Raw genomic sequence first — 12,366 nt, forward strand, 5'->3', positions numbered from 1 at the left:
AGGAACGCTTCAGGCCAGTTTCTGTCCGCAATCAGATCTAGGCTCGCAGCATGAGTACGTCGTCGCGGATGCTGAGGCTGCTCAGCCTCCTCCAGACCCACCGGCACTGGCCGGGGACCGAGCTGGCCGAGCGGCTCGAGGTCAGCGAGCGCACTCTGCGGCGCGACGTGGAGCGGCTGCGCGACCTCGGCTACCAGGTGGACGCCGTGCGCGGGGTCGCGGGCGGCTACCAGCTCCGGGCGGGGGGCTCGCTGCCGCCGCTGCTGCTCGAGGACGAGGAGGCGGTCGCCATCGCGGTGGGGCTGCGTACGGCGGCGGCCGGCGCGATGGGCGGGGTCGAGGAGTGGTCGGTGCAGGCGCTGACGAAGGTGACCGCGCTGATGCCGCCTCGGCTGCGCCGGCGGATGGACGCCCTCACCTCCCAGACGGAGGCCCCCGGGCCGTGGCGGGGCGGCCCGGTGACCGATCCCGCGGTGCTCACCGCGCTGGCCCAGGCCAGCCGGGACCACGAGCCGGCGGAGTTCGACTACACCGCCGCGGACGGCGGCAGCACGCACCGCCGGGTCGAGCCGCACCGGCTCGTCTCCCTGGGCCGCCGGTGGTACCTCGTCGCCTACGACCGGGAGCGCCAGGACTGGCGCAGCTTCCGGGTGGACCGGATCACCGCGCCCGTCGTCGGCGGACAGCAGTTCCGGCCGCGGGAGCTGAACGCGGCCGACGCGGTCTCGTTCGTGCAGGCCGGCATCCGCCGGATGCCCCAGCGGTACGCGGTCCGGGTGCGGGTGCACGCGCCGCCCGAGCTGGTCGCGGCTCACGTCGGTGACCACTGGGCCGACGTCGTCGCGGTCGACGGCGGGTGCCTCCTGCAGATGAACGCGGACTCCCTGGAGTGGCCGGTGATGCTGCTGGCGACCCTGGACGCGGAGTTCGTGGTCGAGTCGCCGCCCGAGCTGGACGAGGCGCTCGCCGCGGTGGGGGCCAGGTTGAGCCGCCGCTCGGGCTGAGCCTCTGGCGCAGGCGCGTCCGCGACGCCACGATGAACGGCATGGACCGTCTGCTCGACGTGCTCGGCGACATCGTCGCGGGCTCCGCGGTGGCTCTCGTCGTCGCCGCGATCGCCTGGTTCGGGACCGACCGGTTCGCCCGCCGGCAGGAGGCGGCCCGGGCCCGGCACGAGCGAAGCCTCGCGGCCGCCGAGGAGCTGTACGCAGTGTACGGCGGGTTCTTCGCGACCTGGAAGGCGTGGGAGTTCGCCCGGGGGAGGGACCGGGCCGAGGTCGACCGCGTGCCCGCCGAGCTGCGCCAGGAGCTGCTGGAGCAGGCCGCCGAGGTCGAGGGTCGGTACGAGTCCCTCGTGGTGCGGACCGCGCTCGAGCACCGGCTCGCCGTGACGGACCGTACGGCGCTGTGGGCGCTGCGGTTCGGGCTCAAGGAGCTGCGGACGGCGATCCGGGAGGACGCTCCGCTCGGCTGGTGGCGCACCGACGACCCCGCGACCCCCGAGCACCACCTCGGGGCGAGGAAGTACGTCGCGTTCAAGGCGCTGACCGCCCGCGTCGCCCAGCTCCTGGTGGACGCCGACCCCCGGGACCGGGCGCCCGCGGCGACCGAGCGCGCTGACGCCCTGGCAGCGATCACCGCGACCCTGTCTCCGGCCCCAGTGCAGGAGGAACACCCGGACGACCCGGACAGCGGTCCAGACCGCCTCCGGGGCGAGCAGTGGTACCGCGCAGATCCCCGCTAGCGCCTGCGGCGGTAGCGGACGCCCCCGTCGGGCAGTCGCTCGGTGGTGAACCCCGGGTCGTGGGCCCGCTGGTGGTGCCACGGGCACAGGAAGGTCAGGTCCGCCAGGTCCGAGCGTCCGCCCCGACCCCAGGGGTCGCCCCCGTGGTGGGCGTCGCACCAGGTCCACGGGATCGTGCAGCCCTCGGCACAGCAAGTGCGCTGGCTCTGTGACTTAGCGAGCCGCTGGCCGTCGGTGAAGAAGCGGCTCGCCCGGCCCTGGTCCAGGACCTGGGACTTGCCGCCGAGCACCATCGGGATCAGGTCGGCGTGACAGGCCAGCCGGCGCGCCTCGCCGGCACTGATCCGCGTCAGGTCGTCGCCGTTGCTGGTGATCGTCGCCGATCCCAGCCCGGTGATGAGCGTCTCCAGGCCCACCGTGACCACCAGCCGGGTCGCGGCCCCGCCGTCGCGGGAGGCGTCCTGGGCCGGTGCGGTCCAAGCGCCGAGCATCGTCCGGAGCCTGGCCGCCACCCCGTCGGGGATGCGCGCGTGGACGTCGGTGGCGCCGTCGCCACGCCGGCGGAAGGTCAGCCGGGTAGCGGCGCTCGCGCGGGCCTCGGCCCGCTCCAGGAGCCTCCGCTCCCGGTCGTCGCAGGTCTCCGGCGCCACCACCTGGAGGATCTTCTCGCCGAGGGCCTCGAGCTGGCGCGGGTCGTGCCGCCCGGCCAGCTCGAGCAGGCGCTCCTCGGCCAGCTCGAGCACCTCGGCGGGCACCTCCTCGCCGGGCAGGGGGTCGATGACCAGGGCGTCCAGGGCCTTCACGATCACCCGGGCCTGCGGCAGGCTGACGCAGCCGTCGGCCAGGGCCGTGCCGACCCGCTGCCACCGCTCGTCGAGCGCCTCGCCGAGTCGCTCGGCCGCCCGCGCGGCCCCGAACCCGCACCGGGTCCGGGCCGCGAGCCAGGTGGCCGGCGACCGGGCGCCGTCGCTCTGCGCCAGCCCGCCCGGACCGTCGGCCGCGCGCAGGAGGCGCATCCGCAGGGCCTCGGCCCGGTCGACCAGTCGGCTCAGGTCGAGCAGCGCGTCGCGGTGCGCCCGCTCGGAGAGATAGGCCGGGTCGACGTCCCGAGTCAGGTCCAGCGCCTGCTCCATCAGCCCGATCGCCCGGCTGATCGGATGCGCGCTGCCGACGTCCTGTGACATCCCGGACCCCCGTCCCGTCGTGCCCGGGAGCCCCCGATGGCCTCCCGATGACCCCAGTCAACCGGGGACCACCGACAGACCGAGCGTGACAACGTGCTCTCGTCCACGTCGTGGACATACATTCGAAAAAAGTCACTGGTCGGTGGGTGATGGGGTCGAGTGGGCCCGGACCCGAACCGCCCACCCCGTGCATGCCAGCACCACGAGTCCGCCCGTCACGGTGACCACCCCCACCGGCTCACCGAGGAGCAGCGCGGCCCAGCCGATGCTCAGCACCGGTTGCGTCAGCTGCACCTGGCTGACCTGTGCCATCGGCCCGATCGCCAAGCCGCGGTACCAGGCGAAGAACCCTAGGAACATGCTGACGCCCCCGAGGTAGCAGAAGGCGGCCCACGAGGCCGCACCGCCACTCGGGACACCGCGCTCGACCGAGACGAGGGTCAGGCCGAGCATCACCGGCGCCCACAGCACCAGTGCCCACGAGATGGTCTGCCAGGCGCCCAGCTCCCGAGCAAGCAGCCCGCCCTCGGCGTACCCCACCGCCCCCACCAGCACGGCCAGCAGAAGCAGGAGGTCGGCCCGGTGCAGGGTCCCCACGCTTCCCCCCTGGGCGGAGGCGAAGAACGCGGCCGCCGTGCCGCCGGCTGCGGCCGCGACCCAGAAGACCCGCGCCGGGCGTGTGCGCTCGCGCAGGACGGCGGCGACGGCTGTCGCCGCCGGAAGGGCAGCGACCACCATGGCGCCGTGACTCGCCGGAGTGCTGGTGAGCGCCCACGAGGTCAGCAGTGGGAAGCCGATCACCACCCCACCGCCGACGAGGGCGAGCCGCGCCCACTGCGACCCCCGGGGCAGGCGTTGCCGGGTCGCCACCAGGACGATTGCGGCGAGCGCGGCCGCCACCACCGCGCGCCCGGCGCCGATGAAGAGCCAGGGGAGGTCGGCCACCGCGACCCGGGTCAGCGGCAGGGTGAAGGAGAAGGCGAGGACGCCGAGCAGGCCCCACCGGAGTCCCGAAGCGGGTGGGCTGGATGTCTCTGTCGCGGGTGGCTCGGCAGTCAAGGTCGCGCCAGGCGTCAGTAGCGCCTGCCGCGCTGAGGGAGTAGCGCTACTCTGATCTGTCATGGATGACGATAGCACCGCTCGGCTGCTCGCGACTCTCAAGACGTGGGTCGAGAGCGCCGCGCCCGCTGCCCGGCTCCCGACCACCCGGACGCTCGTGGCCGAGCACCGGGTGAGTCCGGTGACGGTGCAGCGAGCGCTGCGGACCCTCGTCGGGCAGGGGCTGGTGGAGACTCGCCCGGGGGTGGGCACCTTCGTCCGAGAGGTGCGCACCGCCCGACCGATCGACTACGGGTGGCAGACCGCGGCACTCGGGGCACCGAACGCCCGCCGCCTCGGGGTGCCGTCCGCCCTGCGCAACGCGGGACCCGAGTCCATCGCCCTGCACTCCGCCTACCCCGATCGCGAGCTGCTCCCCGAGCGTCTTGTCCGCGGGGCGCTGGCTCGGGCTGCGCGCGGCGACGTGGCGCTCACCCGGGCCCCGGCCGCCGGGTTGCCGGAGCTCCAGGCGTGGTTCGCCCAAGAGTTGCGTCGCGACTGCCCCGCAGGTGTCGCGCCGCCGGCCGCCAGCGACGTCGTCGTCCTACCCGGGAGCCAGAGCGGCCTCAGCTCCGTGTTCCGTGCGCTGGTCACCACGGGACAACCGCTGCTGATGGAGTCACCGACCTATTGGGGGGCGATCTTCGCGGCCCAGCAGGCGGGGGTGCAGGTGGTGCCGGTGTCGAGCGGCCCTCACGGCCCGGACCCGGACGAGCTGGACCGCGCCTTCGCCGAGACCGGCGCCCGGGTCTTCTACGCTCAGCCGACCTACGCCAACCCGACCGGCGCCCAGTGGACGCCGGAGCGCTCGGCGCAGGTGCTCGACGTGGTGCGCGGGCACGGGGCGTTCCTGGTCGAGGACGACTGGGCGCACGACTTCGCGATCACCTCGGACCCCGAGCCCCTCGCCGCACTCGACGACAGCGGCCACGTCATCCACCTCCGTTCGCTCACCAAGAGCACCTCGCCGGCACTCCGGGTGGCGGGGGTGGTCGCGCGCGGACCCTCCCGGGAGCGACTGCTGGCCGACCGGGCCGCCGAGTCGATGTACGTCAGCGGGGTGCTGCAGGCAGCCGCCCTCGACGTGGTGACACAGCCGGCCTGGCGTAGCCACCTCCGCGGGCTGCGTCAGCAGCTGCGCGCCAGACGGGACCTGCTGCTCGGCACGCTGGCCGAGCACGCCCCCCAGGTCACCGTCGAGCACGTGCCGGCAGGTGGGCTCAACCTGTGGGCACGGCTTCCGGACGGCACCGACCCGCGGGAGCTGGCCCGCGCCTGCGAGGCAGCGGGGCTCCTGATCGCTCCCGGCGACGAGTGGTTCCCGGCGGAACCCGCGGCGCCCTACGTCAGGCTCAACTTCGCGGCGGCGCACACGGCCGGCTTCACCGACGGTTCTCGGATCCTCGGCCGCGAGCTCGACGCCCTGGGAATCGACGCCCTGGGAATCGACGCCCCGGGAATCGACGCCCTGGGAAGCTGACCACAGGGGCGTCGTGCGGACCATCCGGTCCGCCGGGGTTGTCCCTGGCGCGACGACGTCCGATCATCGAGGCATGGAGTCCGACCTGCTGGTCAGGGGAGGCGTCATCGTCGCCTTCCTCGCCCTGGTCTGGGTGCTCTCGGACTGGGGTCGCTATCGGGCTCGCTTCCGACGGGCGGGTGAGGGACTTCACCTGGTCGCCCCGACGCCGCCGACTCCGGTCGGACCGCCCATCGAGCGGATTGCGGCGGACGCCCGACGGATCCGCGCCGAGATCAAGCAGGCGCCGCCCGGGGCCCCGGTGGCACGGATGCGCGGCTGGCTGGCGGCGTACGACGACGTGCTGGTCAGCGCCTGCGAACGCCTCGGGATCGAGCAACGGCTGGTGCAGCTGGCCCCGGGGCCGGTGCGCGACCTGGAGCGGGAGCGGGTGGAGCGGATGCTGGTCCGCGCCGGCTTCCCGCTCGCCTCCGCCGGCTGAGCGAAGGGACGCCCCGGTGCAGGCGAGTCCGCCGACGCGGCACCGGGTACCGACTCGCGTGCCCAGCAGACGACCCGCGTCACCTCACCCCCGTCCGTGGATCCGGGCGGGCGTCGTCGCCTTCGCCGCCCACGTCGGCTACGAGCTGGCAGCCGGGGTGGCGGTCCCCCTGGCGGGCCGGATCGGCCCGGTCGCGGCCTGCGCCCTGCACGGCGGGGGAGCGCTCGCGGCGTACCAGGCCGCGGCACGGGTCCCGCCCGGACGGGGCGACCGAGCCTTCGCGGTGCTCGACGGGTTCATGGCCGCCGCGGTCCTCGGGCACTTCACCGCCTGGCCGCGTGCGACCCGGGCCGGGCTGCCCTGGCTGACGGAGTGCGAAGGAATGTCCGGCCGGCTGATGCCCGCCTACAACCTGATCCTGCACGCCTCCGCGGTCACCGCCCTGGGTGGTCTGCGCGAGGTCGGCGACTCGCGGCGCTGGGCGCTGGGCACCGTGGCGGTGGTCGCCCCGGTGATGCGGTGGGCCCAGCCCCGGGAGTACGAGTCCCTCCGTGCCCAGGCAGCCCGCCGCCCGGGGTGGTGGAACCGGCGCCATGCGCGCGCACAGGGGTCCCTCAGACCGTGAGCAGCACCTTGGTCGCCCGTCGCTCGTCCATCGCGGCGTACCCCTCGGCGGCCTCCTCGAGGGGGAGGGTGAGGTCGAAGACCCGGCCCGGGTCGATGGTGCGGTCCCAGACGCGCCGGATGAGGTCGGGCAGGAACCGGCGTACGGGCGCGGGGCCGCCCAGGGTGTGGATCTCGGCGAAGAAGAGCCGGGCCCCGGAGACCTGCACGTCGTGGTCGACCCCGACGAACCCGAGGTGGCCGCCGCTGCGGGTGCACCCGATCGCCTGCATGAACGACTCCTGGGTGCCCACCGCCTCGCACACGGAGTGGGCACCGAGCCCGCCGGTGAGCTCGCGGATCCGGGCGATCCCGGCCTCGCCGCGCTCCTCGACGATGTCGGTGGCCCCGTAGGAGCGGGCCAGCTCCTGGCGCTGGGGGTGCCGCGACATGGCGATGATCCGCTCGGCGCCGAGCTCGTGCGCCGCCAGGACGGCCATCAGCCCGACCGCGCCGTCGCCGACCACGGCCACCGTCCTGCCGGGCCCGGCCTGGGCGGCGTCTGCGGCGAACCAGCCGGTGCCCAGCACGTCGGAGGCGGCCAGCAGCGAGGGGATCAGGTCGGGTGGCGGGCTGCCCGGGGTGGCCACCAGGGTCCCGTCGGCCAGCGGGATCCGGGCGCGCTCGGCCTGGGTGCCGATCGTCCCGGTGACGAACTCGGCGTTGACGCACTTGGAGGGGAAGCCTGATCGGCAGATCTCGCAGGTGTTGTCGGACAGGACGAAGGACCCGACCACGAAGTCCCCGGGCCGGAGCGTGCGCACCTCGGCGCCGACCTCCTCGACCACGCCGACGTACTCGTGGCCCATCAGCATGTGGTCGGCCGGCTCCACCCCGCGGTAGGGCCACAGGTCCGACCCGCAGATGCAGGTCGCGCTGAGCCGGATCACCGCGTCGGTAGGTCGCTCGATGCGCGGGTCGGGGCGCTCCTCCACGCGCACGTCACCCGGCGCGTGCATCACGACGCCGCGCACGACGTCTCCGTCCGGGGCACTCGTCGTGTGGTGGCCATGTTCGACGGTACGCCCGACCGGGCGCCGGGTCCACGGGTCGAGGGGGTGGCCGCCGTCCGGCGTGCGCCCTACGGTGGGGGCATGTCGACGACGGTCCCGGTCCGGCTCGCCACCCCCGAGGACGCCGGCGTCCTGGGGCAGATGCTCTTCGACTTCAACGTGGAGTTCGAGGCACCCACCGACGAGGCGGACGAGTTCGCGTCCCGGTTCGAGGGGCTGCTCGCACGCGACGGCGAGGTCTTCGCCCTGCTCTCCGGGCAGGCCGACCCGACCGGGTTCGCCCTGGTCACGCTGCGGCACACGCCGTACTTCGACGGACCGCTCGCGCAGCTCGAGGAGCTGTACGTCGTCCCGCACCTGCGCGACCAGGGCATCGGCACGGCCCTGCTCACCACCGCGCTGGACACGGTGCGCGAGCTGGACGCGGGGGAGATGCACATCAACGTCGACGAGATCGACCTCGACACCCGGCGCTTCTACGAGCGGCACGGGTTCGTCAACGTCGAGCCCGGCACCGACTACCGGATGCTCTGCTACCTGCGCCCGCTCTGAGACCGGCCGACGCGAGGCAGCGTCAGGAGTCGAGCCTCAGGCGTCGACCACGATCGCGATGATCAGCGGGCTGCGGCGGAACTTCTTGTTCGCCCACCGGCCGACCTCGCGGGTGATCATCTGCTCGAGCTGGTGCACGTCGCCGATCCCCTCGGCGGCAGCGCGGGCCAGGGTCTTCTCGACCACCGGGACGGCGCTGCGGAAGGTCTCCGCGTCGTGCACGAAGCCGCGCGCCAGGAAGTCCGGCTCCTCGGCCAGCTCGCCGGTCTCGGCGTCGACCAGGGCGAGCACGGTGACCACGCCCTCCTCGGCCAGCGTGCGCCGGTCGCGCAGCGTGGTCTCGGTGGAGCCGCCGACGACCTGCGCGTCGACGTAGACGTTGCCGGCCGGCACCTTCCCGGTGATCTTGGCCTTGCCCTTGACCAGGTCGACGACCACGCCGTCCTCGGCGATGACCACCTGGTCGGCCGGGACACCGGTGCGGACCGCCAGGTCGGCGTTGGCCTGGAGGTGGCGCCACTCGCCGTGGATCGGCATCACGTTGGTCGGGCGGACGATGTTGTAGCAGTAGACCAGCTCGCCTGCGCTGGCGTGGCCGGAGACGTGCACCTTGGCGTTGCCCTTGTGCACGACCTTCGCGCCCCACCGGGTCAGGCCGTTGATCACGTTGGAGATCGCGTTCTCGTTGCCGGGGATGACCGAGCTGGCCATCAGCACGGTGTCGCCCTCACCGATCCGGATCTTGTGCTCCCGGTTGGCCATCCGGGAGAGCGCGGCCATCGGCTCGCCCTGGGAGCCGGTGCAGACGATGGCGACCTTCTTCGGCGACATCCGCTCCAGCTGCTCGAACGGGACGACCAGGTTCTCGGGGTACTTCAGGTAGCCCAGGTCGCGGGCGACGCCCATGTTGCGCACCATCGAGCGGCCCACGAAGGCCACCTTGCGGCCGTGCTCCTGCGCGGCGTCGAGCACCTGCTGGATCCGGTGCACGTGGCTGGCGAAGCTGGAGACGATCACCCGGCGCGGGGCGGTGCGGAAGACGGTCTCGATCGCCGGGGTGAGCTCGCGCTCGGACATGGTGAAGCCGGGGACCTCGGCGTTGGTGGAGTCGGTCATGAACAGGTCGACCCCCTCCTCGCCGAGACGGGCGAAGCCGCGCAGGTCGGTGATCCGGTCGTCCAGCGGGAACTGGTCCATCTTGAAGTCGCCGGTGTGCAGGACCAGGCCGGCCTGGGTGCGGATGGCGACGGCGAGACCGTCCGGGATGGAGTGGTTGACCGCGAGGAACTCCAGGTCGAACGGGCCGAAGGAGATCCGGTCGCCCTCCTTGACGTGCTCGGTCACCGGCTTGATCTGGTGCTCCTTGAGCTTGGCCTCGATCAGCGCCAGCGTCAGGGTCGAGCCGATCACGGGGATGTCGCGCCGCTCACGGAGCAGGTAGGGGACACCGCCGATGTGGTCCTCGTGACCGTGGGTGAGCACCACGCCGACCACCGAGTCGAGGCGGTCCCGGATCCAGGTGAAGTCGGGGAGGATGACGTCGATGCCGGGCTGGTGCTCCTCGGGGAAGAGCACGCCGCAGTCGACGATGAGCAGCTTGCCCTTGTGCTCGAAGACCGTCATGTTGCGGCCGATCTCGCCGAGACCGCCGAGTCCGACGATCCGAAGCCCGCCGGTCGGGAGCTTGGGGGGACGCTGCAGTTCGGGGTGGGGATGGCTCACGGCCTCACGCTAACCGAGGTGCCGCCCCTCTTCCCAGTCAGGGCGGCGAAGCACGGCGGGTCGAAGGTCCCGGCACGGCGGCGGCGAGGAGGCGGACGGCGGCCAGGAGCTCCTCGTCGCGCCCGGCGAAGCCCAGCACCTGCACGCCCTGTGGGAGCCCGTCGACCACGAGCCAGGGGGCCGAGAGGGCCGGGACGCCGAGCAGCGACGCCGTGGTCGGCATCCGTCGGCAGCCGGTGCCCTCGCGCTGCTCGGGGGCCGGGTTGGTGGTGCTCAGGGTGATCAGCACGTCGACGTGGTCGGCCAGCGCGGCGTACGCCCGGGTCAGGGCGCGGCGCTGGTCCAGCGCCTCGACCAGCCCGCTCGGGCCGACCACGGCGGCCCGTTCGACGAGCTCGTGGAGCCGCGGGTCCGACTCGCCCGCGGCGAGGGCGGCGGTGAGCTGCGGGCCGCTCTGCGCGGCCAGGATGTCCAGGCAGACCCGGGTGGAGTGCCGCACCGCGCGGTCCAGGGCGAGCAGCTCGGTGGTGTTCTCCACGACCTCGATCGCCGGTCCGGTCGGACCTGCCTGCGCCGTGCGGGTGCCGAGCTCGTGCAGCAGGGTGTCGAAGTGCGCGAGCGTCCTCGGCCGGGGGAGCGCCCCGTCGTCGAGCATCACCCGGCCCACGCGCAGCGGGCGGCGCCGGCCCTCCTCGTCGGTCGGCTCCGGGTCCGCCTCCCGCCACCGGGTGAGCACCGGGAGCACCCGGGCCAGGTCCTCCAGGGACGCGGCGACCAGGCCGAGGTCCGTCAGGGTGTCGGAGAGGACCAGCGCCCCCTCCCGGGGGAGCCGCAGGTGGCTGGGCTTGAAGCCCCAGGCCCCGCAGTACGACGCCGCCCGCAGCGTCGCCGCCTGGCTCTGCGTGGCGAGGGCGACCGGCACGATGCCCGCCCCGACCGCAGCACCGGCGCCGGCCGCGCTCCCGCCCGGTGTGTAGCCGCTGCCGCGGGGGTTGTCGGTCCGGGTCGCGGTCCCGCACCCGTACGGCGTGCTGGTGGTCAGACCCAGCACCCGGGCGCCGGCGGCGCGGAGCCGGGCGACGGCCTCGGCGTCCCGGCTGGCCGCCCGGCCGTCCGGACCGGGCATGCCCGCGACGTCGATCGTCTGGCTGACCGCGAACGGCATGCCGGCCAGCGGTCCCTGGGCGGGGTCGATGCCCGCGCGCAACGAGGCCGGGTCGAGGTGGCTGAAGGCGTGCACCCACCGCTCCACGGCGGCGAGCAGCCGAGCCGTCTCGTCCAGGTGGTCACGCCGGTCGGCCGTCCAGGGCCTGGGCTCGGGGACGGTGGAGGTGCGGGCGCGTGCGGAGAGCCGTCTCACCGCACCCGTCGGCACGCGCACCGCCTGGGCTGGGGAGTCATCGACACACGTCCTGGCCGGCCGGGAGGTGATGGCGCGGCGGGGGACCGCGCCGGGAGGAGGAGCCGGTGGCGAGAGAGTAGAGGGTGAGCAGCGCGTCCGGAGGTTCCGTTCACAGGGTGTTCACGCCTGACCCGGAAGATTCTCGGCCCTGCAACACTGCGCCCGCGCTCGACCCGCCCGCGCCCGGGTGACACCCTGAGGCTCATGATCGAGATCCTGAACCCCGCCAAGGTCGCCCGGGCGCGGGTCACCGGTGCGCTCGTCGCCGAGATCCTGCAGACGATGAAGGAGCGGGCGGTCGTCGGCACCAACCTCCTGGAGATCGACGCCTGGACCAAGGAGATGATCGAGGCGGCGGGCGCGGAGTCCTGCTACGTCGACTACGCGCCGTCCTTCGGGAGCGGACCCTTCGGCCACTACATCTGCACCGGCGTCAACGACGCCGTGCTGCACGGACTGCCGCACGACTACCGGCTCGCCGACGGTGACCTGCTCTCCCTCGACCTCGCGGTCGTCAAGGACGGGATCGCCGCCGACTCCGCGCTCAGCTTCGTGGTGGGGAAGTCGCGCCCCCCGGAGAGCGTGGCGCTGATCGAGGCGACCGAGCGGGCGCTGGAGGCCGCGATCGAGGCCGCCCGGCCGGACGCCCGACTCGGCGACATCTCGCACGCGATCGGCACGGTGCTGACCGAGGCCGGCTACTCGGTCAACACCGAGTTCGGCGGGCACGGCATCGGCTCGACGATGCACCAGGACCCGCACGTGGCCAACCAGGGGCGCCCGGGCCGGGGCTTCAAGCTCCGCCCCGGCCTGATGCTCGCCCTCGAGCCGTGGGTGATGGCCGACACCGACGAGCTGACGGTCGACCCCGACGGCTGGACGCTGCGCAGCTCGACCGGGTGCCGGACCGCGCACAGCGAGCACACGGTGGTGATCACCGACGACGGGAACGAGGTGCTGACCCGCCGTCGAGGCTGAGCCGGCGCCTGACGGGAAGGCCCCGATCGGGCTGCACCGCGTAGCGTCG

At 73.8% G+C, this 12,366-nt stretch carries 12 protein-coding genes; 7 read left to right on the forward strand and 5 right to left on the reverse strand.

Features of this window, described 5'->3' with window-relative positions; genetic code table 11:
- The first annotated feature begins 50 nt into the window (after nucleotides 1–50).
- Together H8838_RS02540 and H8838_RS02545 are read left to right on the forward strand one after the other, a co-directional pair.
- A complete protein-coding gene (locus H8838_RS02540) occupies nucleotides 51–1,004 on the forward strand; it encodes a helix-turn-helix transcriptional regulator (RefSeq protein WP_185995257.1) in 954 nt (317 codons plus the stop codon).
- Between the two features lie 41 nt (nucleotides 1,005–1,045).
- Entirely contained in the window at nucleotides 1,046–1,744 is a 699-nt protein-coding gene (locus H8838_RS02545; protein ID WP_185995256.1) for a hypothetical protein, read from the forward strand.
- Here H8838_RS02545 and H8838_RS02550 read toward each other — a convergent pair.
- Nucleotides 1,741–2,928, reverse strand: coding sequence for an HNH endonuclease signature motif containing protein (locus H8838_RS02550; protein WP_185995255.1), 1,188 nt, complete (start codon nucleotides 2,926–2,928; stop codon nucleotides 1,741–1,743). The genes H8838_RS02545 and H8838_RS02550 overlap by 4 nt on opposite strands.
- A gap of 132 nt (nucleotides 2,929–3,060) precedes the next feature.
- On the reverse strand, nucleotides 3,061–3,987 hold the full coding sequence (locus tag H8838_RS02555; RefSeq protein WP_224766333.1) for a DMT family transporter: 927 nt from the start codon (nucleotides 3,985–3,987) through the stop codon (nucleotides 3,061–3,063).
- Nucleotides 3,988–4,048: 61 nt separating this feature from the next.
- Between H8838_RS02555 and H8838_RS02560 the strand changes: the two genes are divergently transcribed.
- The 3 genes from H8838_RS02560 to H8838_RS02570 all read left to right on the forward strand — a co-directional run bounded on the left by H8838_RS02560 (nucleotide 4,049) and on the right by H8838_RS02570 (nucleotide 6,612).
- Nucleotides 4,049–5,506, forward strand: a complete 1,458-nt coding sequence (locus H8838_RS02560) for an aminotransferase-like domain-containing protein (protein WP_185995253.1) — start codon at nucleotides 4,049–4,051, stop codon at nucleotides 5,504–5,506.
- A gap of 73 nt (nucleotides 5,507–5,579) precedes the next feature.
- Nucleotides 5,580–5,987: a hypothetical protein gene (locus H8838_RS02565; RefSeq protein WP_185995252.1), complete on the forward strand. Its 408-nt coding sequence runs from the start codon at nucleotides 5,580–5,582 to the stop codon at nucleotides 5,985–5,987.
- 58 nt (nucleotides 5,988–6,045) lie between these two features.
- Entirely contained in the window at nucleotides 6,046–6,612 is a 567-nt protein-coding gene (locus tag H8838_RS02570) for a hypothetical protein (protein WP_185995251.1), read from the forward strand.
- Here H8838_RS02570 and H8838_RS02575 read toward each other — a convergent pair.
- On the reverse strand, nucleotides 6,602–7,624 hold the full coding sequence (locus H8838_RS02575) for a zinc-dependent alcohol dehydrogenase family protein (RefSeq protein ID WP_224766334.1): 1,023 nt from the start codon (nucleotides 7,622–7,624) through the stop codon (nucleotides 6,602–6,604). The two genes, H8838_RS02570 and H8838_RS02575, sit on opposite strands and share 11 nt — an antisense overlap.
- 120 nt (nucleotides 7,625–7,744) lie before the next feature.
- Between H8838_RS02575 and H8838_RS02580 the strand changes: the two genes are divergently transcribed.
- Nucleotides 7,745–8,215, forward strand: coding sequence for a GNAT family N-acetyltransferase (locus H8838_RS02580; RefSeq protein ID WP_181309617.1), 471 nt, complete (start codon nucleotides 7,745–7,747; stop codon nucleotides 8,213–8,215).
- Between the two features lie 36 nt (nucleotides 8,216–8,251).
- Here the strand turns inward: H8838_RS02580 and H8838_RS02585 are convergent, their stop codons facing one another.
- Both H8838_RS02585 and H8838_RS02590 read right to left on the reverse strand, forming a co-directional pair.
- Nucleotides 8,252–9,937, reverse strand: a complete 1,686-nt coding sequence (locus tag H8838_RS02585; protein ID WP_181309616.1) for a ribonuclease J — start codon at nucleotides 9,935–9,937, stop codon at nucleotides 8,252–8,254.
- A gap of 37 nt (nucleotides 9,938–9,974) precedes the next feature.
- Complete coding sequence (locus H8838_RS02590) at nucleotides 9,975–11,312, reverse strand: amidase family protein (RefSeq protein WP_185995250.1); 1,338 nt, start codon at nucleotides 11,310–11,312, stop codon at nucleotides 9,975–9,977.
- A 231-nt stretch (nucleotides 11,313–11,543) separates the two neighbouring features.
- Between H8838_RS02590 and map the strand changes: the two genes are divergently transcribed.
- On the forward strand, nucleotides 11,544–12,317 hold the full coding sequence (gene map, locus H8838_RS02595) for a type I methionyl aminopeptidase (RefSeq protein WP_181309614.1): 774 nt from the start codon (nucleotides 11,544–11,546) through the stop codon (nucleotides 12,315–12,317).
- The last annotated feature ends 49 nt before the right edge of the window (nucleotides 12,318–12,366 follow it).

Origin of the sequence: Nocardioides campestrisoli (assembly GCF_013624435.2) — a bacterium.
In the GTDB taxonomy this organism is placed as follows: Bacteria; Actinomycetota; Actinomycetes; order Propionibacteriales; family Nocardioidaceae; genus Nocardioides; species Nocardioides campestrisoli.